The organism is Streptomyces hebeiensis (assembly GCF_052983195.1).
In genome coordinates, this window is sequence record NZ_CM129812.1 from 7026144 (window position 1) to 7052943 (window position 26800).

Annotated in this window: 15 protein-coding genes and 1 pseudogene; 11 read left to right on the forward strand and 5 right to left on the reverse strand. The window is 73.3% G+C overall.

Annotation, left to right across the window (positions count from 1 at the left end; all coding sequences use genetic code 11):
• Positions 1-61: 61 nt before the first annotated feature.
• A complete protein-coding gene (gene lnt, locus ACU6P3_RS30175) occupies positions 62-1675 on the forward strand; it encodes an apolipoprotein N-acyltransferase (protein ID WP_447194985.1) in 1614 nt (537 codons plus the stop codon).
• A gap of 182 nt (positions 1676-1857) precedes the next feature.
• On the opposite strand, the gene ACU6P3_RS30180 is transcribed toward lnt, so the two are convergent.
• From ACU6P3_RS30180 to tnpA, 3 genes and pseudogenes are all read right to left on the reverse strand, one after another.
• Positions 1858-2931 (reverse strand): LacI family DNA-binding transcriptional regulator, encoded by a 1074-nt coding sequence (locus ACU6P3_RS30180; RefSeq protein ID WP_447194986.1) that lies wholly within the window; start codon positions 2929-2931, stop codon positions 1858-1860.
• Between the two features lie 143 nt (positions 2932-3074).
• Positions 3075-3539: pseudogene (locus tag ACU6P3_RS30185) on the reverse strand (NUDIX hydrolase); the annotation flags it as partial.
• A gap of 388 nt (positions 3540-3927) precedes the next feature.
• Positions 3928-4356 (reverse strand): IS200/IS605 family transposase, encoded by a 429-nt coding sequence (gene tnpA / locus ACU6P3_RS30190; protein WP_447194987.1) that lies wholly within the window; start codon positions 4354-4356, stop codon positions 3928-3930.
• Positions 4357-4406: 50 nt separating this feature from the next.
• Between tnpA and ACU6P3_RS30195 the strand changes: the two genes are divergently transcribed.
• Both ACU6P3_RS30195 and ACU6P3_RS30200 read left to right on the forward strand, forming a co-directional pair.
• Positions 4407-5537, forward strand: a complete 1131-nt coding sequence (locus ACU6P3_RS30195; protein ID WP_447198128.1) for an RNA-guided endonuclease InsQ/TnpB family protein — start codon at positions 4407-4409, stop codon at positions 5535-5537.
• A gap of 400 nt (positions 5538-5937) precedes the next feature.
• A complete protein-coding gene (locus ACU6P3_RS30200) occupies positions 5938-6789 on the forward strand; it encodes an SDR family oxidoreductase (protein ID WP_447194988.1) in 852 nt (283 codons plus the stop codon).
• A gap of 123 nt (positions 6790-6912) precedes the next feature.
• On the opposite strand, the gene ACU6P3_RS30205 is transcribed toward ACU6P3_RS30200, so the two are convergent.
• A complete protein-coding gene (locus ACU6P3_RS30205) occupies positions 6913-7452 on the reverse strand; it encodes a PTH2-like family protein (protein WP_447194989.1) in 540 nt (179 codons plus the stop codon).
• A 92-nt stretch (positions 7453-7544) separates the two neighbouring features.
• Here ACU6P3_RS30205 and ACU6P3_RS30210 point away from each other — a divergent pair, with 92 nt between their 5' ends.
• The 8 genes from ACU6P3_RS30210 to ACU6P3_RS30245 all read left to right on the forward strand — a co-directional run bounded on the left by ACU6P3_RS30210 (position 7545) and on the right by ACU6P3_RS30245 (position 22802).
• Positions 7545-8021 (forward strand): Lrp/AsnC family transcriptional regulator, encoded by a 477-nt coding sequence (locus ACU6P3_RS30210; RefSeq protein ID WP_425574160.1) that lies wholly within the window; start codon positions 7545-7547, stop codon positions 8019-8021.
• 460 nt (positions 8022-8481) lie between these two features.
• Entirely contained in the window at positions 8482-12660 is a 4179-nt protein-coding gene (locus tag ACU6P3_RS30215) for a glycosyl hydrolase (protein ID WP_447194990.1), read from the forward strand.
• A 133-nt stretch (positions 12661-12793) separates the two neighbouring features.
• Complete coding sequence (locus ACU6P3_RS30220) at positions 12794-14236, forward strand: arabinose isomerase (RefSeq protein ID WP_447194991.1); 1443 nt, start codon at positions 12794-12796, stop codon at positions 14234-14236.
• Between the two features lie 643 nt (positions 14237-14879).
• Entirely contained in the window at positions 14880-15083 is a 204-nt protein-coding gene (locus tag ACU6P3_RS30225; protein ID WP_344280756.1) for a type A2 lantipeptide, read from the forward strand.
• 153 nt (positions 15084-15236) lie between these two features.
• On the forward strand, positions 15237-16043 hold the full coding sequence (locus ACU6P3_RS30230; RefSeq protein WP_447194992.1) for a biotin/lipoyl-containing protein: 807 nt from the start codon (positions 15237-15239) through the stop codon (positions 16041-16043).
• The gene (locus ACU6P3_RS30235) at positions 16040-18301 is read left to right on the forward strand and encodes an NHLP family bacteriocin export ABC transporter peptidase/permease/ATPase subunit (protein WP_447194993.1); all 2262 of its coding nucleotides are present in this window, start codon (positions 16040-16042) and stop codon (positions 18299-18301) included. Before ACU6P3_RS30230 ends, ACU6P3_RS30235 begins: the two co-directional genes overlap by 4 nt.
• Positions 18302-18431: 130 nt before the next feature.
• Positions 18432-21389 carry an NHLP bacteriocin export ABC transporter permease/ATPase subunit gene (locus ACU6P3_RS30240; RefSeq protein ID WP_447198129.1) on the forward strand — a complete coding sequence of 986 codons (2958 nt, stop codon included), beginning with the start codon at positions 18432-18434 and terminating at the stop codon, positions 21387-21389.
• Between the two features lie 282 nt (positions 21390-21671).
• Entirely contained in the window at positions 21672-22802 is a 1131-nt protein-coding gene (locus ACU6P3_RS30245) for a pectinesterase family protein (RefSeq protein ID WP_447194994.1), read from the forward strand.
• A gap of 52 nt (positions 22803-22854) precedes the next feature.
• On the opposite strand, the gene ACU6P3_RS30250 is transcribed toward ACU6P3_RS30245, so the two are convergent.
• Positions 22855-26787, reverse strand: coding sequence for a substrate-binding domain-containing protein (locus ACU6P3_RS30250; protein WP_447194995.1), 3933 nt, complete (start codon positions 26785-26787; stop codon positions 22855-22857).
• Positions 26788-26800 lie beyond the last annotated feature (13 nt).

Consider the following 26800-nt stretch of genomic DNA (forward strand, 5'->3'; position numbering starts at 1 on the left):
GGGGACGTACGCCCGGCTCCCGCGCTCCCGCGCCTCCCGGGAGCAGCCGTAGACTCCCCGGGTGAGCGCCACGATCAGCACCGTCGAGACCCCTCCGCCCGCCCGGTCCCCCGGCGGCGGCCGGACGCCGCCGCGGTGGCTCGCCAGGCCCGGCGCGGCGGTGCTGTCGGGACTCCTGCTCTACGTGAGCTTCCCGCCCCGCACCCTGTGGTGGCTGGCTCTGCCGGGCTTCGCCCTGCTCGCCTGGTGCCTGTACGGCCGCCGGCTGCGCGCCGGGCTGGGCCTCGGCTACCTCGCGGGGCTGGGGTTCCTGCTCCCGCTCCTGGTCTGGACCGGCGTGGAGGTCGGCTCCGGCCCCTGGCTCGCGCTGGCCGCGGTCGAGGCGCTGTTCGTCGGCGTCGCCGGCCTCGGGATCGCCGCCGTGAGCCGACTGCCCGCCTGGCCCGTCTGGGCCGCGGCGGTCTGGGTCCTCGGTGAGGCGGTCCGGGCCCGGGTGCCGTTCGGCGGCTTCCCCTGGGGAAAGATCGCCTTCGGTCAGGCCGACGGCGTCTTCCTGCCGCTCGCCGCGCTCGGCGGTACCCCGGTGCTCGGCTTCGGTGTCGTCCTGTGCGGCTTCGGGCTCTACGAGGCGGTGCGCCGGGCCCTCGCGTACCGCGCGACCCGCCGGCTGCCGCGCCGGGCCGCGACCGTCACCGCGGTCACCGTCCTCGCCCCCGTCGTCGCGGCCGTCGCGGCCCTCCCGCTCGTGAGCGACTCCGCCGAGAACGGCACCGCGACCGTGGCCGCCGTACAGGGCAACGTGCCCAGGGCCGGCCTGGAGTTCAACGCGCAGCGGCGCGCCGTCCTCGACAACCACGTACGCAGGACGCTCCAGCTCGCCGCCGATGTGAAGGCCGGCAAGGAGCCACGGCCCGACTTCGTGCTGTGGCCCGAGAACTCCTCCGACATCGACCCGTACCGCAATGCCGACGCCCGGCTGGTGATCGAGCAGGCGGTCGGGGCGATCGGCGTCCCCGTCTCCGTCGGTGCCGTCGTCACCCCCGAGAACGGGCCGATGTTCAACCGGCAGATCCTGTGGGACCCGAAGCTCGGCCCGACCGCCACGTACGACAAGCGGCAGATCCAGCCCTTCGGGGAGTTCCTGCCGCTGCGCTCGGTCGTGCGGAAGATCAGCCCGGGCTACGCGGAGATGGTGCGGCGCGACTTCAGCCGGGGGACCACGACCGGCGTCTTCGACATCAAGGGCACGAGGGTCGGGATCGCCACCTGCTACGAGGCCGCCTTCGACGGGGCCGTGCGGGACACCGTGGCCGACGGCGCCCAGCTGCTGTCCGTACCCAGCAACAACGCGACCTTCGACCGCAGCGAGATGACCTACCAGCAGCTGGCGATGTCGCGGGTACGGGCCGTCGAACACAGCAGGACCGTGGTCGTCCCCGTCACCAGCGGGGTGAGCGCGATCATCCAGCCGGACGGCAGGATCACCGAGAAGACCGGCATGTTCACGCCCGGGGCGCTCGTTGACGCCGTGCCGCTGCGTTCCTCCCTGACCCCGGCCACCCGGCTCGGTGTGCTGCCCGAGGCGGCGCTGGTCGCGGTCGCCCTCGGCGGGCTCGGCCGGGTGGCGTTCCGTTCCGTACGGGAGCGGCGGCGGTCGCGGCCGGCGGCGGTCTGACCGAGCTGTTCGGCCGCGGTCGGCGCAGGCCGCCGGGTCCGGCCGTACGGTCCGCTCCCGTCGGGCCTGGCGCCGCCGGCTGACGGCCGTCTCCCGCGAACGGGGCGGTGGCGGGCAGTCTCCGCGACAGTCGGCCCGCGGGCCGGTGCCGGAGGACCGGTGCCGGAGGTCGGCGGTCCCGGTCAGGAGGGCGCGGCCGTGGAGTCCGTGCTCTCGCGGACGATCAGCTCGGGTGTCAGCAGCACATGTTCCGGTGTGCCCCGCGGATCCTTGATCCGGGCCAGCAGCAGCCGGGTGCAGACCTGGCCGACCTCCGTGAGCGGCTGGCGGAGGCTGGTCAGGCTCGGCGTGAGCAGCGCGGCCGCGGAGGAGTCGTCGAACCCGACGACCGCGACGTCCCGGCCGGGGGTGCGTCCGGTGTCCCGCAGCGCCCGGTAGCAGCCGAGGGCGAGGGTGTCGCTGGCCGCCACCACGGCCGTCACCCCCGCGGTGAGGAGCGGGCCCACGGCCTCCCGCGCGGCCTCGACGTCGTCCCGCGAGGACGCTCGCAGGCCGCGTGCGGACAGCCCGTGCCGGCGCATCGCCTCGCGCCAGCCCCGCGCCCGGTCGTCGCCGACACCGGAGCCGCGGGGCCAGCCCAGGAACGCGATCTTCCGGTGCCCGAGGGCGACGAGATGGCCGACGGCGGCGGCCGTTCCGTGCGCGCCGTCGACATCCACCCAGTCCCCGGCCTCCCGGTTCGACCACGGCCGGCCGAAGGCGACGAAGGGTATGCCGCGCTTGCGCAGCCAGTCGGGGCGGCGATCGCCCCGGTGGGTGTTGCTCAGCACGAACGCGTCCACGGACCGTTCGCGTAACAGCTCGGCGTACGTGTCGGTCTCGTCGTCCGCGTCGCCGGGCGCGGCGAACAGCAGGATCCGGTAACCCGCCCGGTGCGCGGAGTCGGAGAAGGCGTGCAGGAAGTGTTCCATCACCGGACCGGAGATCCCGTCGGGCGTCGGCTGGACGCCGTAGCCGATGAGCCGGCTGGACCGGGAACGCAGCGAGCGCGCGGCCTGGTGCGGCCGGTAGTCCAACTCCTCGATCGCCCTGCGCACGCGCTCCAGGGTCCGGGGCGCGAGCAACTCCGGCGAGTTGAGCGCGTTGGACACCGTCTGCGGGGACACGCCGGCCCGCTGGGCGACCACCGCGAGCGTGGCCGGCCCGTCCTGGCGCGCCCTGCCGCGCCCGCCGCCCGGCGTGGTGTCACGCGGCATCAGCTCGCCCCCGCTCCTGGCCGGCCGTCCGCCACCGGCTCACCGTGCGAGGTGTGAGCCGGGTGCGATGCGTGTGACACGTGCGCGGTCCGCGCGTCGGGTGCCCGGGGGCCGTCGGCCGGCCCGCCGTGGCCGTCCGCGCCCGGGTCGAACCAGGTCGGCCCGTCGCCCATGGCCTGTTTGATGCGGAACAGCGAGAACTCGCTGAGCGGGGGAAGGGCGTCCAGCGGGAACCAGCCGACGTCCGTCGATTCCTCGTCGTTGACCCGGGCCTCGCCGCCGGTGGCCCGGCAGCGGAAACACACGTCCACGAACTGGCAACGGTCCTCGTTGGGGTACTGGACCGGTTCCAGTGTCTGGACGAGCACGACGCGCTCCACCACGCAGTGGACGGCCGTCTCCTCGTACACCTCCCGTACGGCGGTGACCCCGGGCTGCTCGCCCGGTTCGGTGATGCCGCCGATCAGGGACCACTCGCCGGTGTCGGCGCGGCGTGCCAGGAGGACCCGGTGGTCGTCGTCGAGCACGACGGCGCTCACCCCGGGCAGGAAGAGCAGCTGGTGGCCCGCGGAGGCCCGGATGGCACGGATGAAGTCGGGCGTTGACATGCTCCGACCCTATCGGGCGGGTGGATCGGCCTCGCACCCGTTATGTTCCCGGGCGGCGGGCGCGCGGCGGCCCGGCCGGAAGCGCCGACCGTGCCGGCGGTGTTGGCGGTGTTGGCGTTGTTTCAGCATGATCTAGTGCCGCGACCGGCAAGGTTTGCCCGTCAAGGAGCGGCGTCCGGTGCGTGTGATCGCAAGGCGGCCAGAAGTCCATGTAGCGGAGCTACCTGGGCTTGTGGCCAACGCGGCGAGCGCGCGTGCCGGGCGTCGCGACGGGGCAAACGTTGCCGGGAGGGGCACTAGCGCGGAACCCTGGGTGTTCACGCCCGGGAGGAAGCGCTTCTTAACGCTGCTCTGACCCGCGCGGGTGCACGGGTCTGCGCTGTTGACCTCAGCCGGGTCGTTTCTGGTTCTCGATGTACTCCTTGATGACGGCGAGCGGGGCGCCGCCGCACGAGGCGGCGAAGTAGGACGGCGACCAGAAGTGTTCGCCCCACAGGTACTTGCGGATGTGGCCGGGGAACTCCTGCCGCAGGCGCCGGGCGGAGACGCCCTTGAGGGAGCCGACGAGGCGGGAGATGGCGACCTTGGGCGGGTAGTGCACGAGCAGGTGGACGTGATCGCGTTCGCCGTTGAACTCCCGCAGTTCCGCGCCGAAGTCGGTGCACACGTCGCGCATGATCTCTTCGCAGCGTCGAAGGATCTCGTCGGTGAACGGTCCGCGCCGGTACTTGGGGGTGAAGACCAAGTGGGCATGCAGGGTGTAGACAACGCTACGACCCCTGCGAATATCGGGGTTTGGCTCCCAGCGTGGTGACATAGATCAATGCTACGATCGCGCCCGTGAAGATCGTGACACAGGTCAAACTCATGCCGGATGCCGCGCAGGCATCTGCACTTGAGCGCACCCTGCGCATGGTCAATGACGCCGCGAACTGGGTGTCGGAGGTGACGTTCGAGCACGGCGTGCCGCGTGAGTACGAGCTGCGCAAGTACACCTACGCCGAACTCAAAGCGCGAGGGCTGGGAGCGCAGGCCGCGCAACACGTCATCAAGAAGGTGTGCGACTCGTACACCACGCTCAAGGCCAACATCCGGGCCGGCAACCTCGGCAGAGAAGGCTCCAGGCGTCGCCGCAAGGCCGAGTCCAAGCCGGTCACCTTTCGTCCCGAGGCCGCCCAGCCGTATGACGACCGGTGCCTGAGCTGGCAGTACGACCAGCGGACCGTGTCCATCTGGACCATGGACGGCCGGGTCAAGAACGTGCCGTTCGTGTGCTCCGCCGACGCACTCAAGACGCTCCAGGCGCACCGGCAGGGCGAATCCGACCTGATCGAGCGCGACGGCATGTTCTACCTCGTCGCCACCTGTGACGTGCCCGAGGCCGAGCAGTACGAGCCGGACGGCTTCATCGGCGTGGACCTCGGCATCGTCAACATCGCTACCACGTCCGACGGCTACCTCGCGGCCGGGCGGGGGCTCAACCGGTACCGCAGGCGACAGCTTGCCCTGCGTGCCAAGCTCCAGAAGAAGCGCACCAAGAGCGCCAAGCGGCGGCTCAAGGCCCGTGCCCGCAAGGAAGCACGGCACGCCGCCAACCAGAACCACATCATCTCCAAGTCGATCGTGACCGAGGCTGAACGCACCGGGCGTGGCCTGTCCCTCGAAGAACTCAAGGGCATCCGTAACCGGGTACGGCTCCGCAAGCCCCAACGGGTCGCACTTCACTCCTGGGCCTTCGCCCAGCTCGGAGACTTCATCGTCTACAAGGCCAAGCGGGCCGGTGTGCCCCTGGTCTTCGTTGATCCCGCGTACACGTCGCAGACGTGCGCCGAGTGCGGCCACGTCGACAAGCGCAACCGTGTCGGCCAGGGGCTTTTCATCTGCCGGGGGTGCGGGGTCGTTGCCCACGCCGACCGGAATGCTTCCCACAACCTCGCCACCCGTGGCGAGAGCGTGTGGAACGCGGGGCGTGAGTCACGCGTCCCTGCCACCCCATAGGGGTTGCTGGACGGAGGAGTCCACCCAGCAACCAGCTGGGCACTACCTCCAAGCCCGGCCCTTCAGGGGCCGGGTCGAGTTGACTGCCATTCGGTCTTGATCGGCGTTGGCGGCGGGAACGTCATGGGGACCTGACCCCGCCGGGCAGCCGCCCCGGCGACCTGTGCGATTGAACCGATGACCTGTGCGACCGGGGTCGTCGCCGGCGGCCGTGATCCCGGCACGCAACGGTCGGCTTCACACCAAAGTCAACGGAAAACGTTCATTGCTCCGCCGGTGTCCCGGGGCGGGGCAGAATGCCGTCATGCGGTTCTCCGCGCGGGGCGCGCGGGAACGCTCTCGCCCGTACGCACACCCGGTTCCGCTTCCGGCGGAACGGCGAAGACCCAAGGCGGTTCGCATGTCATCCACCGGCCCGCACGGCGCCGGCGCCCACACCACCCGCTCCGCCGCCACCAGTTGTCCCGGCACCTCCCCGGCCACCCGTCCTTCTGTCACCCGGCCCCGTGTCGCGCTCGTCACCGGGGCCAACAAGGGGATCGGGCGGGCCGTCGCACGACAGCTCGGCGAGCGCGGCATACGGGTCTATCTGGGCGCTCGGGACGAGGAGCGCGGCCGGGCGGCCGAGCGCGAGCTGCGGGAGGGCGGCCTCGACGCGCGGTGCCTACGGCTCGACGTCACCGACGAGTCCACCGTCGGCCTGGCGGCGAAGCGCATCGAGGAGGAGAGCGGGAGGCTCGACGTCCTGGTGAACAACGCCGGGGTCGGCAGCTCGTCGCAGGTGCCCAGCCGTACCTCCGCCGACGAGGTCCGACAGACCTTCGAGACCAACGTCTTCGGCGTCGTCACGGTCATCAACGCGCTGCTGCCGCTCCTGCGCCGCTCGGACGCGGGCCGCATCGTGAACATCAGCAGCACGCTCGGATCGCTCACCGCTCTGGCGGACGACCGCGACCCCACCGGCGCTCTCCCGCCCGGCTCCCTCCCACCGCCGACCGGTTACAGCACCTCGAAGGCGGCGCTGAACGCGCTGACCGTCCTGTACGCGAGGGAGCTGCACGAGGACGGGATCCTGGTCAACGCGGCCTGTCCCGGTTTCGTGGCGACCGACATCAACGGAAGGCAGGGGCACCTGACGCCGGATCAGGGCGCCCGGATCCCGGTGCTGCTGGCCACCCTCCCCGAAGGGGGCCGCACCGCCGCGTTCATCGGCTCGGACGGTAGCCCGACGGGGGTGGAACTGCCCTGGTGACCCGGGCCGCCGGGGCCCGGCCCCGCCCTCGCCGGGCACCGGGCGGGCGGGCCGTGCCGACTGGATCAGCCGCATCAGCCGCATCGGCGGGGCCGGCCGGACCGGCCGGAGCCCTCGGGTCGCTCACGGCAGGAGCGACAGTTTCCTGACGAGCTTGTCCACCCGGTTCCGCGGGCCCACCACACTGACCGCGTAGTAGCCGATCTCCGCAGCCGGTTTGGCGGCGATCCGCGCCAGGTACTCGTCGTAGACCCGGGTCAGCTGGGCGTCCGACGGCATGTCGGCGACGTGCACGCCGGGCGAGGCCGCGGCCTTCTCCCGCAGCTCGGAGAGCTGGGCGGTGCTCGCGCCGAGGATCGTGCAGCCCGCCCAGGGCAGCCCCGGGTGCGCGGCGCCCCGGGCGTCCACGGCGTCCGGGCCCAGCAGTCCCGTGACCGCCGAACCCGTGGCCGTCGCGGCGCAGACCGCCGCGTTCACGGCCCGTCCGGCGGGCAACGACGAGTCGACCGCGATCACCCACTTCAGCCGGGCCGAACGGGTCGGTTCACCGGTTCTGATCTCCTCCGGCAGGAATCCCGTCGTCTCGTCCGCCCTGTCGTCCGCTCCGCCGTCCCCCCGGGACAGGCTCCCGGACGCGATGCTTCCGGACGTGATGGCCGTCATCGTGTGCTCCTCACTTTGTGCGGTGTCGGGCGTGCACGCTAGTCGTCCATCCGATAGCTTTGCAATCAAGCCGTACTTCATACGGAGAAAGGGTGGATCAGGTGGCTCTGGACGAACTTGATACGGCCATCATCAGGGAACTGCAGGCGGACGCACGGCGCACCAACCGGGACATCGCGGCGGCGGTCGGCGTCTCCCCGACGACCGCGCTGGACCGCACCCGCTCGCTGCGCGAGCGAGGTGTGATCAAGGGGGCGCTCCTCGATGTGGACCTGGCCGCGCTGGGCCGGCCGGTCCAGGCGCTGATCGCGGTCCGGGTCCGCCCGCCCACACGGCGGGCCATCGAGGACTTCCGGGAGTGGGTGCGGGCACTGCCCGAGACGCTCGGCGTGTTCGTCACCTCCGGTGCGGAGGACTTCCTCATCCATGTCGCCGTGCCGGACAACAACGCCCTCTACGAGTTCGTGATCGACAGGCTGACCGCACGCGAGGAACTGGCCGACGTGCGCACGTCGGTCATCTACGAACACCTGCGCAACGACCGCATGCCGCCCCACCGGCCCACGTGATCGTCGCCGGTGGGGCGGGGCGGGTGCCGGATCCCGCGCGCGGGCCCGGCGGCGGGGCTTTCCGTCTCGACGCCGGGGCGGCGCCGGCTCCGGATACCGAGGGTGTGCGACGCCCGGCCTGGAACGTTTCAATCCAGCCGGGCGTACGGGGCGCCCGGCCGGGGGCCGATCGGGCGGTCGCGCACCTGGGGTGGTGACGTACGGGCCGAAATGACCACCGTGCGGGGCCTTGGCCCCGGCGCCCTCCTTCGGTACTGTCCCCCGACAGCCGTGAAACGTTTTACTTCCTGTTTGTCCCCGCGTCCGCCCCTCCGCTTGCCCCGTCACCCGCCCCGGCTCCCGCCCCCTCCTCGGCCCCGCTCGCTTCGCCCGGTTCCTCCGACACTGCCCGTGCCGTACCGCGGTCCGGGGCCGTCCGCCCCGGCAGACGTACCCGTATGACACGAAGGATGGTCGTGCCGTGATCTCTCCCGAGCTGCACGCGTTGTTCCGCGATCCGCCCCGTGACTTCGGCCCCACACCGCTGTGGTGGTGGTCGGGCGCGAAGGTCACCCGGGAGCGGCTCGCCTGGCAGATGCGGAAGTTCACCGAGGGCGGTGTCCACAACCTCGTGGTGATCAACCTCGCGCCCGCGGGGCCGAGCTTCGGGGCCCGGGCCGACGACCCCGCCTGGTTCGGTGAGGAGTGGTGGGCGCGGTTCACCGACGCCTGCGAGATCGCCCAGGAACTCGGTACGCGGCTGTGGTTCTACGACCAGCTCGGCTTCTCCGGCGCCAATGTCCAGGGCGGGATCACCCACCGCCATCCCGAGGCGGCCGGGCAGGCGCTGCGTTCGCGCCGCGGTGTCGTCGGCGCGGGACGCGTCGCCCTCCTCGGTACGGAGACCCTGGTCGGCGCCTACCGCGCGAACGGTGAACGCCTCGCCACGACGGCGCCGGACCGGGTCGGGGCGGCGGACGGTACCGAGGTACGGATCGTCACCGCGGTCCCGACGGCCTTCGACTACCTCGACGCACGCGCCGCCGGCCTGCTGCTGCGGTCCGTCCACCACGAGTTCGACCGTCGCGTCCCGCGGTACCTCGGCAATGTGATCGCCGGGAGCTTCCAGGACGAACTGCCGGGCACCAACTCCTGGACGCGCCGCTTCCCCGAGGAGTTCGCCGCCCGGCGCGGCTACGACCTGCTGGACCATCTGCCCGCGCTCTTCGGCGACGACGGCACGCTCCGTACCGACGGCCTGCACCACGCCGCGAAGGTACGGACCGACTACTACGCCGTCCGCACCGAACTCACCGAGGAAGCCCTCTTCCGGCCGCTCGCCGCCTGGCACGACGAGCGCGGCATGCTCCTCGGCGCGGACCAGAGCAACCCGGCGCGGGCCGGGTTCCCGACCCAGGCCACCCAGATCTACAGCGACTACTTCCGCACCCACCGCTGGTACAGCGCCGCCGGCAGCGACCACGAGGGCGATGCGAAGATCCATTCCTCCATGGCCCACCTCTACGGCCATGACCGGGTCTGGATCGAGGCGTTCCACTCCTCCGGCTGGGGCGGCACGCTGGAGGACACCTACGACTGGCTGCTGCCGTTCCTGCGCAGCGGCGCCAACCTCTACAACCCGCACGCCAGTTACTTCGGCACGGCCGGCGGCTGGTTCGAGTGGGCACCGCCGTCCACCGACTGGCGCCAGCCCTACTGGAAGCAGTACCCGGCCTTCTCCCGGGCGGTCGCCCGGATCGCCTCCGTCATGTCGTGGGGCACCTACAGCGCCGAGGTCGCCGTGCTGCACCCGACCACCACCGCCCAGGCCCTGCTCCCGCTGGACGTTCCCGTCGCACACTTCGGGGACGGGCAGCTCGGCGCCGGCCACACCGAACTCGACCTGGCCCAACGGCACTATCTGGAGCTGTGCGGCACCAACAACTGGTTCGCCACCCGGCTCGGAGCCCTGGACCGGGCGCGGGTGTCGTTCGACGTCATCGACGACGCCTCCGTCCAGCGGGCCGAGGCGGTGGGCGGCGCGCTGCGGGTGCGTGACCTCGGCTACTCGGTGGTACTGCTGCCGTCGGCGAGCGTCCTGGAGGAGGACACCGCGCGCCGGCTCCGCGCGCTGCTCGACAGCGGCGGGCGGGTCGTCGTCGTGGGGCGCGCGCCCTCGTACGCGGCCGGCGTGCGCGGTGACGACGCGTCGGTCGCGGCCCTGGTGGCGCACCCGCGCCTGGAGTACGCCGACGACGCGGAGGCGGCGGCGAAGGCGGTGGGCGACGCGGCCGGACACGCGACGGGTGACGTACCGCTGCTGGTACGGCGCAAGGGGGCCGAGGGCGCGGCCTTCGTCACCGGCGCGTTCCCGAACGCCTCCGCGTACCCGCTGCGCGAGGGGGCCTGGCTCTGGGAGGACTACGACTTCGACCCCGCCCGGTACGCGACGGTCTCCTCGGTGCGGGTGAACGCGGTGGTCGCCGAGGCGGAGGTGTGGAACCCGGCCACCGGTGCGCGGGAGGCGGCACCGGTGACCGTCCGCGGCGGGACCTCCACCATCACGGTCCCCCTGCGCGGCGCACCGGCGGCGATCGTCGTGTGGCGGGAGGAACCGCCGGAGGGACCGGGAGAGGAATCGGCTCAGGAGGCGCCGGGCCGGGAAGGGACGGCGGGGGCGCGGCATCAGGAGGACGCGGCGGCGGGCGCGCCGCGTACCCCCGTGGCCCCCCGTGCCCGGGCGGTCCCGCACACCGGGCCGGACGCGTACGCCGAGGCGCGGGACGTCTCGGTCACCGACCTCTCCACGGGCTGGCGCGGGCGCCTGGTGCCCACGATGGACAACACCTGGGGCGACCTGGCGCTTCCCGCCGGCGCCCCGGTCGACGCCGTACCGCTGTGGACCCTGCGGTGGGCGGAGGGCAAGGACGTGGAGGGCGGCGTCGGGGAGCCGGCCGGGACGGTCCGGGCGACGTACGGGAACCGGGTCCGTGTCCTCGGCCCCGTGGCGGCCGAGCGGGCCCCCGCGCCGCTCGACGGCGACGAGGCCGACGCCGTACTCGCCGGTGCGCGTCCGCTGGTGCCCGCCCGGGAGGCATGGGCGACCTCGCTCCACTCCACCTCCCGGGGCATTCTCGATCCGGGGCACGGCGCGCTCGGCAACAAGGGGATGGTGGACGAGGAGTTCGTACGGGTCGCGGCGCCGGGGGAGGGAGCCGTCGTCCGGGTCCGCGCGGTCGTGGAGACCGACCGTCTCGGCCCGGCCGACCTGGTCCTCGGATCGCCCGCGGCGAAGCGGTGGTGGTGGAACGGCCGGGAACTGCTCCCCGGCGGCGATTACCTCGCCACCGCCCGGATCGAGGTGCGCCGGCCGCGCAATGTCCTCGAGTACGAACTGGCCGACCCCGAACTCGCGTCCGCCGCGGCGACCACGCGCCGGAGTGCCACCCTGGGCAGCTTCTTCTGCCTGACCCCGCCCGGCGGCTTCGCGCCGCGCCCGCAGTTCATGCGCCTGCCCGGCACGGAGCGCCCGGACGGCCGGGTCACCTACCGGGGAAGGCTGGCCCTGGACCGGGACGCGATCGAGGCGGTGCTGGTCGTGGGTGCCGCCACCGGCGTCACCGTCACCCTCGACGGCGCGGTGGTGGCACGGCAGGAGAAGGTCGAGTACTACGAGTCCAGTTGGGGCGCGCAGCCGATGTACTTCCGCCACGCCCTGCCTCTCACCGCCGGGGAACACGTCGTGGAGGTCGTCGCCGACAGCGTACGGGCCGACGACGTGGTCTTCGTCGACCTCGTCGCCCGTACGGACGCCCCGCCCGGGAGCGGCACCCCGCCCGGGACCGACGGCGGCGCGACGGCGCTCGTCAGCGGTGCCGGGTGGGAGGTGGAGACGGCCGGCCGACGTGGCCGGACCGTCGAACACCGGGGCCGCTGGGCCGAGACGCAGTCCTCCTACGCCGCCGTGCGGCCGCATCCGCTGTCCGGCACCGAGTGGCTGACCGGCGCGCCCGTCCTCGGCACCCGGGTGGACACCGTACGGACCACCGACGACGTCGTCCCGGCGGCACAGCGCTTCCGGATCACCCTGCCCGTGGGGGCCGTGTCGGTGGACCTGCCGCTCGCGCTGCCCGCCACGGTCCGTCTCGACGGGGTGGCACAGCCGGTCACGGACGGCGTTCTCGACTTCGGCGGGCCTCTGGAGGCACGCGCGGAACTCGATGTCGTCACCGAGCCGACGGCCGTGCTGCGCGGCGGTGCGGCCTGGTCGGGGCCGGTGAGCGTACGTACGGCCGAGACCGGGTTCCCGCTCGGCGACTGGCGCGCGTGCCTGGGCCTGGCCGGCTGGAGCGGCGGCGTGGTCCACTCCCGGACGCTCCGGGTGCCGGCCGGGCCCGACCCGGTGCTCGACCTGGGACGGGTGCGCGGCAGTGTCGAGGTGACCGTCGACGGCGAGCCGGCCGGCGAGGCGTTCTGCGCCCCGTACCGGTTCCTCCTGCGCGGCACGGCCGGCCGGACGGTACGGCTGGAGGTCACCGTCTACAACACACTGGCGCCCTTCCTGCACGAGACCACCCCCACCGCATGGACGTTCCCCTCGCAGCTCGTCTCCGGGCTGCTGGGCCCGGTGACACTGCGCACGCCGCGGGCGGCGGAATGAGCGGGCGCGGCGCGACGCCGTACAGGGCAGGCGGCGCCCCACACACTCACAGCACCCCCCACGTCCGCCACCTCCCACACATACGGCACCACCACAGGAGCACACGCACGACGAACCCACTCAAGGAGTCTGAATGCCGGACAAGTCAACGGCCCTGGCCAGGCTGCTGCCGCCCGCGCGACGGCGCAGGACCCGCGTCGGTCTCGTGGCGGGCGGACTGGGCACCTACTGGCCCCAGTTCCCCGGCCTGCTGCCCCAGTTGAAGGAGTCGACGCGCTATGTCTCGCGCCGCTTCGAGGAGATGGACGCCGATGTCACCGACGTCGGCTTCATCTCGGACGAGCGGGAAGGCGCCGCGGCGGCCGAGACGCTGCGGCGGGCGGACTGCGATCTGATCGTCATGTTCCTGACGACCTATCTGACCTCGTCGATGGTCCTCCCCATCGCCCAGCGCTCGAACACACCGGTCCTCGTGATCGACCTCCAGCCGACGGAGAAGATGAGCCACGCGGACTTCGACACCGGTGCCTGGCTGGCGTACTGCGGCCAGTGCCCCGTGCCCGAGGTCGGCAACGTCTTCCGCCGCGCCGGGATCCCCTTCCGCTCGGTCTCGGGCCATCTGCGCCAGGAGTCGGCCTGGCGGCGCATCGGCCGGTGGATCCGTGCGGCCCACGTACGCGCCGCGCTGCGGCACGCCCGGCACGGACTGATGGGCCACCTCTACCCGGGCATGCTGGACGTCTCCACCGACCTCACGCTGCTGCCCGCCACCTTCGGCTCCCACGTCGAGGTCCTGGAGTTCGACGACCTGCGCCACCGCGTGGAGAAGGTCACGGACGACGAGACGGCGGAACGCGTGAAGGTCGCGCGGGAGATCTTCACCCTGGACGACACGGTCGTGGACGACGACTTCTCCTGGGGCGCCAAGGTCTCCGTGGCGCTCGACCGGCTCGTGGACGACTTCGCGCTGGACTCGCTGGCGTACTACCACCGCGGCCTGGACGGTGAACAGCACGAGCGGCTGGGCGCGGGCATGATCCTGGGCGCCTCGCTGCTCACGGCGCGCGGGGTGCCCGCGGCGGGGGAGTACGAGCTGCGCACCAGCGTCGCCCAGCTGGTCACCCAGGCGGCCGGGGCGGGCGGGTCCTTCACGGAGATCCAGGCGCTCAACTTCGAGGACGGCGTGGTCGAGATGGGCCATGACGGGCCGGCCCACCTCGCGGTGAGCGCGCGGGACCCGCTGCTGCGCGGGCTGGGCGTCTACCACGGCAAGCGGGGCTGGGGCGTCAGTGTCGAGTTCGACGTGCGCCCCGGGCCGGTCACGCTGCTCGGGCTCGGACAGGACCGCGACGGAACCCTCTCCCTCGTCGCCTCCGAGGGCACGGTCGTCCCCGGACCGCTGCTGGAGATCGGCAACACCACCAGCCGGGTCGACTTCGGGCGCGACCCGGGCCTGTGGGTCGACGAGTGGAGCGCGACCGGGGTGGGGCACCACTGGTCGCTCTCGCTCGGCCACGGGGCGGGCGACTACCGGGCCGCCGCGAGCCTGCTCGGCATCGACTACCGGGAAGTGTGACGGGAGCCGACGGAAGCCGACGGGAGTCACCGGAGCACGACCGGGTGCTCCCGCCCCGGCGCCCACCGTGAGCCCTCGCGCACCACCGTCTCGAATAATTGACGAACCATCCGGAAATGGCCGGTCAACCGTCGAGAACATACCCGGCGTCCATTCCGGTGCGATGCGCCCATGGAAATGACACATCGCGTCCGGTCGCCTACGACGGGGCATTCGGCCCGCCCCGGCGGGGCATTCGGCGAATGGCGTCGCGCGGCCTGTGAACAATCTCCACACCGGTTACCTGGGGGCCACATTCCCGCCCGGCCCGCCGCCCCCTCCGCGGGAGCGTCTGTGCAATGGGCGGGAATGTCGCTTTCCCTGTGGAAGCTGGGCCCAGCCAGTCGATATTCACTCTCGCGAACGCGTGAAGATGGTGTCATCACTTCGTGGACGCGGGGGCACTCCACGTCATTTCCGCGTCACGACGCATCGCGACAGGTGCTCTTCCGAGTTGGCGACGTGACGCGTCCGCGTGCTTTGATCCTTCGCATCGCGGCAGTCGCACCGACACGCCCTCGGAATTCCCTGGGGGCGGCCGGTGCGTCGGAACCGCCGTGGTGACCGAGAGATATCCGAGATATCAGCGCGAAGGGAAACACACATGTCCTTCACCCCCCAGGTCGAGACCCAGGAAATCGCCGACAGCGAGCTGGACAACGTCTCCGGCGGCCTCGTCGACGGTGTCGTCGGCAGCGTCGTGAACACCGCTGACGGCATCGTCCCGGTCTCGGGCGTCGTGGGCACCGTCACCAACACCGCCGGTGGCGTCGTGGGTCTGGCCACGGGCACGGTCGCCGCTCTCTGATCCGGCCGTGTGCCGCTGAGCGGTACGCCCACGTGTGGTGACGACGGTGCGGTCCGACGGTTCCCCGACCGACAGGCCGTACCGGGTGCCCCGGTTCCGCTCCGGTTCCGGGGCACACCGCCCCCCACGTCCTCGACGCCCGGAAAGAATGTCGTGCAGTTCCGTCAACAGGCGCTCTCCAAGCTCCAGTCACCCGAGGAGATCGACCTGCCGGTGCGTTTCGCCCGGCCCCAGGGGTGGCTCGTCCTGGCCGTCACACTCGTCGTGATGGCCGCCGCCGGCGTGTGGGCGGTGACCGGCTCCCTCTCCTCCACCGTCGGCGCGGCCGGCGTCCTCACCCACGCGCAGGGCAGCTATGTCCTCCAGAGCCCGGTCGCGGGCCAGGTCACCGACGTCCTCGTCGACGAAGGCCGGTCCGTCTCGGCCGGGACACCGCTGTTGAAGGTCCGTACCGACCGGGGAGCCACCGCCGTGCGCGCCCTCGCCCCGGGCCGGGTGACGACCCTCGCCGTCACGCTCGGCTCCGTGGTCACCCCCGGCGCGGACGTGGCCGCCATCGAGCGCGTCAAAAACCCCGACGACCCCCTGATGGCGATGCTCTACCTGCCCGCCGGCAGCGGGGCCGCCGTCCCTGTCGGCGCCTCCGTCGACCTCACCGTCCAGTCGGTGCCGGCCGAGCGGTACGGCCTGTTGCGCGGCCGGGTGAAGTCCGTCGGCCGGACCGCCAGGACCGACCGGCAGATCGGGGCGTTCCTTGGGGACAGCCGACTCGGTGAGCGGTTCGCCGAGAACGGTCCGCCGGTCCCCGTCCTGGTCACCCTGGACCGCTCCGCCGCCACCCCCTCCGGCCTGGCCTGGTCGTCCTCGCAGGGCCCGCCGTACGAGGTCGCCTCCATGACGCTCGCCTCGGGCTCCGTCCACCTGGCCGAACAGCGTCCGATCGATTGGCTGCTTCCGTGACCCCACCGCACAGATCCACGCCCCGGCGCGAGCGGCCCGGGGCCGCGCCCGGGGCCGCGGGCCACGGCAGGTCCAGGGCCGCCCGGCGGCCCAAGGCCACCCGGCACAAGCGGGTCCGTACCCCCTCCATCCTCCAGATGGAGGCCGTCGAGTGCGGCGCCGCCTCACTGGGCATGGTCCTCGCCCACTACGGGCTGCACGTACCGCTCGAAGAACTGCGCATCACCTGCGGGGTCTCCCGGGACGGATCCCGTGCCAGCAACCTGCTCAAGGCCGCGCGCCGGTACGGGCTGAGCGCCAAGGGCATGCAGATGGAGCCGGCCGCGCTCGCCGAGGTGGCGCCGCCCGCCATCCTGTTCTGGGAGTTCAACCACTACGTCGTCTACGACGGCATGAGCCGTCGGCCGGGCCGCCGGGGCGTGTACGTCAACGACCCTGGCAAGGGCCGCCGTTTCGTTCCGGAGGAGGACTTCGACACCAGCTTCACCGGGGTCGTCCTCGTCCTCGAACCGTCGGAGAACTTCCGCGCGGGCGGCAGCAAACCCGGCGTGCTGGGCACCGTTCCGGCCAGGCTGCGCGGTACGGCGGGCACCTTGCTGGCCGCGTTCCTCGCCAGCGTGCTGCTCGTCGTGGTGGGCGCCGCGGTGCCCGCGCTCAGTCGCACGTACATCGACATGTTCGTGGTCGGCGGGCAGAGCTCCCTGCTGGCACCGCTGTTCGCCGCCATGGCCACCCTGGTGGTGCTGACGGCGACGCTCACCGGCCTCCAGCAGGCGAACCTGCTGCGCGGCCGCATCATCTCGGCCACGCTCACCAGCGCCCGCTTCTTCCGCCATCTGCTGCGGCTGCCCGTCACCTTCTTCGCCCAGCGCAGCCCCGCCGACCTCGTCCAGCGACTCCAGTCCAACGACACGGTCGCCGAGACCCTGGCCCGGGACCTGGCCGCCGCCGGGGTGGACGGCGTGGTGGTGCTCCTCTACGCCGTCCTGCTGTGGACGTACGATCCCCAACTCACGGTCGTGGGCGTGCTGATCGCGCTGCTCAACGTGGTCGCGATGCGGATCGTCATACGGCTGCGGGCCGCCCACACCCAGAAGCTGCGCGCGGACGCCGCCCGGCTGACGAACACCGCCTACACCGGTCTGCAGCTGATCGAGACGATGAAGGCCACCGGCGGCGAGAACGGCTACTTCCGCCGCTGGGCGGGCCAGCACGCGACCACGCTGGAGGACCAGCAGCGGCTCGGCGTGCCGACCGCGGCCCTCGGTGTCGTCGCGCCGGCCCTCGCCACACTCAACAGCGCGCTGATCCTGTGGATCGGCGGACTGCGCGCCGTCGAGGGCCATCTCTCCATCGGTCTCCTCGTCGCCTTCCAGGCCCTCGTCACCCGTTTCACGGCGCCGATCACCCGGCTGAACGGAGTGGTGGGCCGGATCCAGGACTTCGCCGCCGACGTGGCCCGGCTGAAGGACGTGGAGAGCTTCCCGGCCGACGAGCTGTACACCCGGCCCGAGCCGGAGGCCCGTACCCGCCGGCTCGACGGCCGGGTGGAGCTGGTGGACGTCACCTTCGGCTACAGCCCGCTGGACGCGCCGCTGCTCAAGGACTTCTCCCTGACCGTCGCGCCGGGCCGCCAGGTCGCGCTCGTCGGCGGCTCCGGCAGCGGGAAGTCCACCGTCTCCCGGCTGCTCTCCGGCCTGTACCGGCCGTGGGAGGGGACGATCCGGGTCGACGGACAGCGCCTGGAGGACATCCCCCGGGGCGCCCTGGCCGCCTCGGTGTCCTTCGTCGACCAGGATGTCTTCCTCTTCGAGGGAACGGTCCGGGACAACGTCGCGCTGTGGGACCCGTCGGTGCCGGACGAGGCCGTGGTCGCGGCCCTGCGGGACGCCGCCCTCTACGACGAGGTGATCGCGCGCCGGCCCGAGGGCATCCACGGCCGGGTGGAGCAGGACGGCCGCAACTTCTCCGGCGGGCAGCGGCAGCGCCTGGAGATCGCGCGGGCGCTTGTGCGGCGGCCGAGCATCCTGGTGCTCGACGAGGTGACCAGCGCCCTGGACGCGCGCACCGAGCAGCTCGTCATCTCCAACCTGCGCCGGCGGGGCTGCGCGTGCGTCGTGATCGCGCACCGGCTGAGCACCGTACGGGACAGCGACGAGATCGTGGTGCTCGACCACGGCTCGATCGTGGAGCGGGGGACCCACGACGATCTGGTCGCCGCCGGTGGCGCGTACGCCGCACTGGTCAAGGAGACATGAGGTGACCTTCCTCCAGCCCCCGTCCCAGCCGGAGTCCCGACCTCAGCACCGGTCCCGGCCCCGCACCGCCGAGTCCGGGCCACCGTCCCCGGCCGCCGCCGGGCCCGGCGCACCGGCGGCGGGCGACCCGGTGATCCATGCCCTCGGCGGACTCGGTGCCCCCGCCCGGGCCGCGGGCGCGGGCAGCGTGGAGCTGGAGGGCCCCCAGGTGCTGTGGCTCGTCGAGACCGGGGCGCTGGACCTGTTCGCCGTGGACGCCGGCCGGCAGGGCCACTGGCACTTCCTCGGCCGGCTGGAGGCGGGCGCGCTGCTGCTCGGCCCGGTGGCGGGCCCGCTCCACACCCTGGTCGGCAAACCGTCCCCGGAATGCGGGCTGCGCCGGATCCCGCTGCGCGAGCTGCCCCCCACGGCGTACCCGGGGCCGTACGACTACGGCCAGGGCCATGCCCAGGAGGGCCAGGGCGCGTACGGGTACGCGTACGCCGACCCGCGCGGACCCGGTGGCGCCCACGGAACCGACGGATCGCACGGGTCCGGGCAGGCGTACGCCGCCGGTCCGTCCGCGTACGACCCGGTCCACGCGGGCGACCCGTACGCGAGCGGGAGCGAGCCCCCGCCGACCCCCCTGGAGCACGCCTTCGCCCTCGGCACCGCCCGCGGGCTGGGCGTCCTGTTCGAGGCACCCCTCGACGGCCGTCCCGGCGGCGACGAGGGCATGGCCGACGACGACGTCCTGTGGATGCCCGTCCCGCCGGGGGGCGTGCGGTACGGCGCCGAGTACGACGCGGACGCGGCGGGCGACCTGCTGGTCGACGGCGCGATGTGGCAGCGGATGGTCAACCAGCAGTACCGGCTGCTGTCCGCGGTGGACCGCTGGATCGAACAGCTCGAGCGCGCCCACGAGGACCGCACCGCCGCCGGCATCCGGGCGGGCGAGACGGTACGCGCCCGCGCGGACCAGGCGCTGATCGCCTCCATGGGCCGGCCCACCCGCTCGGGCCGCGCCACCGACGGCGCGCCCGGGACCGGCGACGACACCGTGTTCGCCGTCTGCCGGCTGGTCGCCCGAGAGGCCGGGATCACGCTGCGCGAGCCGTCCAGGAACGACCCGGCGGACGAGCGCACCGACCCGGTCGAGCGGGTCGCCGACGCCGCGCGCGTGCGGACCCGCGCCGTACGGCTCGACGGGCGCTGGTGGCGGACGGACACCGGCCCGTTGGTCGGTCACCGGGCCAAGTCCGGGGCGCCGGTGGCCCTGCTGTGGCGGCGCGGCCGGTACGAGGCCGTGAACCCGGTCTCCGGGCTGCGGCTGCGGATCGGCGAGGACAACGCCGGGGAACTCGCGCCCCGGGCCGTGATGTTCTACCGGCCCCTGCCCGACCGGCCCCTGACGCTCGGCCGGCTGATGTGGTTCAGCCTGCGCGGCAGCCGTACGGACCTGCGCAATCTGGTCCTGAGCGGGCTGGTGACGGTCGGCCTCGGCGCGCTGGTGCCCATCGCCACCGGCCGGGTGCTCGGCGTTTTCGTACCGGCCGCGCGGACGGACCTGATCGCGCAGATCTGCCTGGCGGTGATGGCCACCGCCGTCGTGACCGCGGTCTTCACGCTGTTCCAGAACCTCACCCTCCTCCGGCTGGAGGGCCGCGTCGAGAGCGCGCTCCAGCCCGCCGTGTGGGACCGGCTGCTGCGGCTGCCGACATCGTTCTTCACCGAGCGCTCCACCGGGGAACTGGCCAGTGCCGCGATGGGCGTCAGCTCCATCCGGCGGCTGCTCTCCGGGACCGGCCCGGTCGCCGTCCAGGCGGGCACGCTGGGCGCGGTGAACCTCGGTCTGCTGCTGTTCCTCAGCGTGCCGCTGGCGCTGGCGGCGCTCGCCATGCTGACCGTCATCGCGGCCGTGTTCCTCGCCCTCGGGCTGTGGCAGGTGCGGTGGCAGAGACGGCTGGTGGAGCTGGACCACAAGCTCAACAACCAGGCGTTCCAGACGCTGCGCGGACTGCCCAAGCTGCGGGTCGCGGCGGCGGAGAGCTTCGCGTACGCGGCCTGGGCCGGCGAGTTCGCCCGCTCCCGCGAACTGCACCGGCGGGCGGGCCGGATCAGGAACCTGACCACGGTGCTGGACGCCGTCTACCTGCCGCTCTGCTCGCTCATCATGTTCATGCTGCTGGCGGGGCCGGCCCGGGGCAGCATGGCGGCCGGCTCCTTCCTCACCTTCCACACCGCCGTGACGATGCTGCTGACCGCGGTCACCCAGCTGACCGGCGCGTTCGTGTCGGCCGCGGCGGCGCTGCCGATGTTCGAGCAGCTCCGGCCGGTCCTGGACGCGGCCCCGGAGGTCCCCGCGGCCCGGGCCAGGCCCGGCGCCCTGACCGGGGCGATCGAAGCCCGGAAGCTGTCCTTCCGCTACGCTGCCGACGGGCCGCTGGTGCTGGACGACGTCTCGCTTGAGGTACGGCCGGGTGAGTTCGTGGCGGTCGTGGGCCCCAGCGGCTGCGGCAAGTCCACCCTGCTGCGGCTGCTCATCGGCTTCGACGAGCCGGCCTCGGGCAGCGTGCTCTACGACGGCCAGGACCTGGCCGCCCTGGACCAGGCGGCCGTGCGCCGCCAGTGCGGGGTCGTCCTGCAGAACGCCCAGCCGCTCACCGGGTCCGTCCTGGACTGCATCCGCGGCGCCGAGCCCTTCACCCCCGAGGAGGCCATGGCGGCGGCCGAGATGGCCGGACTGGCCGAGGACATCAAGCGCATGCCGATGGGGCTGCACACGATGATCTCCGGCGGGAGCGCGATCTCCGGCGGACAACGGCAGCGTCTGATGATCGCCCAGGCGCTGATCCGCCGCCCGCGCATCCTCTTCTTCGACGAGGCCACCAGCGCGCTGGACAACGCGACCCAACGCGTCGTGACCGAGAGCACACGCGCGCTGAACGCCAGTCGCCTGGTGATCGCCCACCGGCTCTCCACGGTCATGGACGCGGACCGGGTGATCGTCATGGAGCAGGGGCGCGTGGTGGAACAGGGCCCGCCGGCCGCGCTGCTGGCCGAGGAGGGCGGCCACCTGCGGGAGCTGGTACGGCGTCAGATGACCTAGTGCCCCTCCCGGCAACGTTTGCCCCGTCGCGACGCCCGGCACGCGCGCTCGCCGCGTTGGCCACAAGCCCAGGTAGCTCCGCTACATGGACTTCTGGCCGCCTTGCGATCACACGCACCGGACGCCGCTCCTTGACGGGCAAACCTTGCCGGTCGCGGCACTACTAGTGCCCCTCCCGGCAACGCGATCCGTGGCGAACCGGCAACCCTTCGCCCGCCGGCGGCGACTGTCCGATGACAGCCGCCACGCGCACCCGCGCCCCGCTCTCGAGGGAGACACGGCATGGACACCTCATCGCACCACCGGTCAGGAACCGTCGCGCGGTCCCGACGCAGGACCCTGCCGGCGTACGGCGTCGTCCTGACCCTCGCCGTCTGCGCCGGTCCCGTCGGCGGGACCGCCTTCGGCGCCACCGCCCCGGGCGGAGCCGCCGGGCCGACGGGTCCGCGCACCGCGGCGGCCACGACGCTCACCGTGGCCAAGAACGGCACCGGCCAGTACACGACCGTCCAGGCGGCGGTGAACGCCGTCCCCGCGAACAACCCCTCCCGCGTCATCATCTCCATCGCCCCCGGCACCTACCGGGAACTCGTCAAGATCCCGTCGAACAAGCCGCATGTGACGCTCCAGGGCTCGGGAGCGAGCCGCAAGGACACCGTCATCGTCTACAACAACTCCGCCGGCACCCCCAAGCCCGACGGGTCAGGCACCTACGGCACCAGCGGCAGCGCCACGGTCGCGGCCGAGGCGGACGACTTCCAGGCGCGCAACCTCAGCATCACCAACGACTTCGACGAATCGACCGCCACCAGCGGCGCCCAGGCCGTCGCGCTGCGCACCGCGGCCGACAGGGTGTTCCTCGACGGCGTCATCGTCACCGGCGACCAGGACACACTGCTGCTCGACTCCGCGGCCAAGAGCGCCCTCGGCCGGGTCTATGTCACCAACTCCTACGTCATCGGGAACGTCGACTTCATCTTCGGCCGCGCCACCGCCGTCATCGACAAGTCGGTGATCACCCTGAGGAAACGCTGGGACGGCAGCTCGGCCGGCTATGTCCTCGCACCCAGCACGGCCGCCGACCGCAAGGGCTTCCTCGTCATCAACTCCACGGTCAACGGCGACGTCTCCAACGCCAGTCACTACCTCGGCCGCAACTGGCACGCGGGCGGCGACGCCGCGCTCGACCCCCAGGCCACCGTGCGCGACACGAATCTGAGCGCCGCCGTCAAGACCACGCCGTGGACGGACATGGGGGGCTTCTCCTGGAAGGACGACCGGTTCGCCGAGTACCGGAACACGGGTCCGGGCGCGGGCCCGGCGAGCGCCAACCGCCCGCAGCTCACCGACGCCCAGGCCGCGGACCAGGAGATCGGCGACTGGCTGGCGGGCTGGACACCCGGCGCGTCCTGAGGGGCCCGGCTTCGCGCACGAGTACCGGCGCCGCCCGTAGTGACAGGCCCCCTCAGCCGGGGAGGCTGTCGCGGTAGGCGTGCGGGCTCGCGCCGGTGACCCGGCGGAACACCCGGCTGAAGTAGGCCCGGTCCTGGAACCCCACCGAGCGGGCCACGCTGTGGACGCTGTCACCGCTCAGCCGGAGCCGGTCGCCCGCCCGCCGGACGCGCAGCCGGATGAGGTACTCCCACACGGTCACCCCGTAACTCCGGTGGAAGAGCCGGCCCAGGTGGTCGGCGCTGACGCCGGCGGCCTCGGCGACCTGCCAGCGTGAGATCCGGTGCCGGTAGTGCTCGTAGAGGAAGACCAGCGCGGTGTGCACGGGCGCGCGGGAGCGGTCCCGGCCGGCCGGCCGCTCCCGCGCCATCCGGCCCAGCAGCGCTGCCGCCTCCTCGTGGCCGAGCACCGTGTGGTCCAGCAGGAGCAGCGCCCGGTGCGGCTCGGCGCGGCGGGCGTCGGCGGCGCTGAACCCCCGGTCGCCGAGCACGACGACGGGGCAGGGCGGGCGGCCGTTGCCGTGGTCCATGTGATCGACGACGTCGAGCGCGTGCATGTCCGGGAGCGTGCGCTCCAGCAGGATCAGCGCGGGTGTCTCCTCGGCCACCAGGCCCAGCGCCGTCGTGCCGTCGGGCGCGATCCGCAGCGGGTGGTCGGGCAGGGCGGCCGCCGCCAGCCGCACGCAGGCCTCGCGGTACCGCACGGTCGTGGCGGCGGCGATCACGGGCCGGGCCGGCCCGCCGGGGCGCAGCGCCCGCAGTGCCCGTGACAGGTCCGGCCCCTCCGCCCCGAACAGCAGGAACGGAGTGTGCCGCAGTCGGGGGTCGTCGTGCAGCCGCTGTACGCACGGCCACTCGTCGGGCCCGGCCGAGCCCGCGTCCCAGGCGACGGCCGCGGGCCGCGCGTCGGCCACCAGGGCGTCGAGGTCGTCGTCCGCCGTCGGCCGGCACAGCAGCAGCCCGTGCTGGTCTGCGAGGTCACGCAGCGCGGGTGCCGGCGGTCCCGGGGCGACGACCAGGAGGCGGTCTCCGGGCCGCGCCGCCGGGCCGGGCCGGCCGTCGGGAGTGGGCAGCGGCAGATCCAGATCGAGCCTCAGACGGCCGGGGGAGCGGTCCACCGCCAGCGAGCCGCCGTGCAGCATCGCCAGCCGCTGGGCCGTGGCCAGGGCGATCTCCGCCGCGCGGGCGCCGGGGGAGTCGGCGCCACGGCCCTGACCGGGTGGCCGGGGGGCGGGGAGTGCCGCGGACGCGGCGGAGGCGGACCCGCGAGGCCGGGTGTTGGACGCACGCGGCGAACCCTCGGTCGTACGGGACGAGTTCCCGCTCGTACGGGACGACGGGCCCGGCGGGAGGGACGTCATCGGACCGGCCGGGGGAGAGGGCGGGAGCGGCGCGGAGAGCGCTGCCGGGAACGACGTCGCGAGGGGCCCGGCGGCGCCGGGACGTGGCGGGCCGGCCACCGCGCGGGACGAGCCGACCGTGATCCGGACCGACGCCGGGCCCGGCCGCGCCGCGAGCGTGAGGCCGCCGTCGGCCCCGGCCTGAAAGGCGGCGGCGGACAGGAGGTTGCCGACGAGCCGGCCCAGCCGGGCGCCGTCGACCGGGACCGAGGGCAGCCGGTCGGGCAGGTCGAGCGTCCACGCGTCACCGCCGGTGCGGCCGTCCGCCGCCGTACGGAAGGCCCGGGCCAGCAGCGGGGCCGGGTCCTCCAGACGGCGGGTCGGCTCCAGGTCGTCGGCCTCGGACCGCGACAGGTCGAGCAGGTTGTCGATCAGGTGCAGCAGGTGCGCGGCGTCCTGGCCGGCCAGCCCGAACGCCCCGCCGGACGTGGCGCCCGGGTGCCGGAGCAGTGCCTCCACGGGCGTGCGCAGTTCCTGGGTGACGTGGCCGAGCAGGCGGGTCTTGAACCGGCTGGCCTGCTCCGCCGCGTCCCGTGCGCGCCGTACCTCGTCGAAGAGGCGAACGCCCTTCAGCGCGGCGCTGATCTGATCGCCGAGCGCGCGGTAGACGGCGCCCGCGCGTTCGGCCTCCGGGGCGGTTCTCGCGTCGAAGACGGCGAAGCCGAGGTGGTCGTCCCCGATGTGGAGCGGTTCCAGTACGAGGGCAAAACGTTCCGGGTCCGGCAGCAGTCGGTCGGGGAGCAGCAGAGCGGCGGGAAATCCGGCGTTCGGCGTCGCGTCACCGCCGCTCCCGGCGCGCTCGGCGCCGCTGGGCAGCACCCGTGCCAGGCGCTGTACCGGCGGCAGGTCCGGACGGCGCTCCCCCTCCTCGTACAGCACCACCCGGCAGCGCGGCATGCCGGCGGTGTCCGCATGGCGCTCGAGCACATCACCGAGCGTCTCGGTGTCCACGACGGTCGTCAGGGCCGTGCCCAGCTCCAACAGCCGCTGGGAGAGCTGCCCTTGGGACCAGCGCTCGTACTCCAGCAGCCGGTGTGCCTTCTCGGCCACCATCAGCCGCGCCTGTCCCAGCAGCAGGGCGCCGTACCGGCCGCGGTCCGCCGGCAGGGCGGCGAGGACACGCCCGCGCAGCCGCTCCAGCGCCCCGTCCCACGCCGCCACGTCCTTCGGGGTACGGACATCGGCCCCCAACAGCCGCTCCAGCAAGGGCAGGAACGTCCCCACGGACCCGGAACCGGCCCCGGCCGGCCGCACCGGTGCGCCCGGCCCGACCGATCCGCTGGTTCCGGTGTCGTCGGACGCGCCGGTCCCTCCGGGGTCCGCGGCACCGGTGTTCGTGGCCCCGGCGTCGGCGGTGTCGGCGGTGTCGGCGTGGAAGGCGGCGGCGAGCCGGTCGCCGGCGTGCGGCAGCAGCGTGAAGGGGTCCACGTTCCCGGCGGCCCCGGGGCCCGTGGCTTCCACGGCCTCCCGGCCGGCCTGGGCCACCAGTGGTGAGTGGCAGCCGCAGGACCGGCGTACCACCAGGGTCCCCGGCACCGCCGTACGGTCCGGCGGACGGGTCCACCGCAACCGGGCGACAAGCGTGTCCACGGCGAGCGCGCCCAGTTCCGCGAAGGGGAGCGCGACCGAGGTCAGCGGCGGGTCGGACAGCCGGGCCTCGGGCGAGTCGTTGAAGCCGACCACGGAGACGTCCTCCGGGACGCGGATCCCACGGGCGGTCAGAACACGCAGCGCGTCCGCCGCCAGCACATCGCTGCCGGCGACCACGGCGTCGAAGTCGACACCGGGGACCAGCCCCCGCGCCTCGGTCAGCACCCGCATCGCCGCCGCCCCGGCACCCGCGGTGAAGTCGACCGCGGCGCAGGTCAGGGCGCGGTCGTACGGAACGCGCAAGCGTCCCAGCGCCTCGACGCACGCACGGTGGCGCTCCTGGGAGACCGGATTGGCCAGCGGCCCGCGGATGCAGGCCACCCGCCGGCGCCCGTGGTGTTCCACGAGGTGCCCTACCGCGTCCCGCATCCCCGCGTACGAATCGACGGTCAGCGTGTCCTGACCAGCGCTCAGCGGCTGGTTGAGGCTGACGACGGGCAGATGGGCCAGTCGGCGCGTCAGGCGGTCCGCGCGCTCGCTCCCGGCCGGCAGCCCCAGGGTGGAACTCCAGCACACGACACCGTCCAGCCGCGCCGGGCCGACCAGTTCGTACAGCGCGCTGCGGGGCACGTCACCGTGGCGCAGGGGGCCGCCGGGAAAGCAGACCAGGTTCACGTCGGCGCGTTCGGCGGCCCTGAGCGCGCCCGACCAGAGGGTGGCGCCGACTCCCAGGTGGATGTTGGCGGTGACCAGCCCGATCGTCGGACGCCGTGCCCCGTGCCGGCCGCTCTGTTCCCATCCGGCCCGTTCCCATCCGGCCCGTTCCCATCCGGCCCGTTCCCGGCCGGTCTGTCCCCGCCCGGCCTGTTCCCGCCCGGTCCGCCCAGGCGCGGGCAGGTCCGCGGGCGGGAGCCGTCCGGGGTGGCGCGTCGCACGGTACGCCGGGTCGTCCGCCATGCAGGAGCCTCGC

Coding starts and splice junctions, on each gene's coding strand:
- ACU6P3_RS30180 (WP_447194986.1), bottom strand. CDS start 2,931: ATGCCGCGTGACACCACGCCGGGCGGCGGGCGCGGCAGGGCGCGCCAG.
- tnpA (WP_447194987.1), bottom strand. CDS start 4,356: ATGTCACCACGCTGGGAGCCAAACCCCGATATTCGCAGGGGTCGTAGC.
- ACU6P3_RS30195 (WP_447198128.1), top strand. CDS start 4,407: ATGCCGGATGCCGCGCAGGCATCTGCACTTGAGCGCACCCTGCGCATG.
- ACU6P3_RS30200 (WP_447194988.1), top strand. CDS start 5,938: ATGTCATCCACCGGCCCGCACGGCGCCGGCGCCCACACCACCCGCTCC.
- ACU6P3_RS30205 (WP_447194989.1), bottom strand. CDS start 7,452: ATGACGGCCATCACGTCCGGAAGCATCGCGTCCGGGAGCCTGTCCCGG.
- ACU6P3_RS30220 (WP_447194991.1), top strand. CDS start 12,794: ATGCCGGACAAGTCAACGGCCCTGGCCAGGCTGCTGCCGCCCGCGCGA.
- ACU6P3_RS30225 (WP_344280756.1), top strand. CDS start 14,880: ATGTCCTTCACCCCCCAGGTCGAGACCCAGGAAATCGCCGACAGCGAG.
- ACU6P3_RS30245 (WP_447194994.1), top strand. CDS start 21,672: ATGGACACCTCATCGCACCACCGGTCAGGAACCGTCGCGCGGTCCCGA.
- ACU6P3_RS30250 (WP_447194995.1), bottom strand. CDS start 26,787: ATGGCGGACGACCCGGCGTACCGTGCGACGCGCCACCCCGGACGGCTC.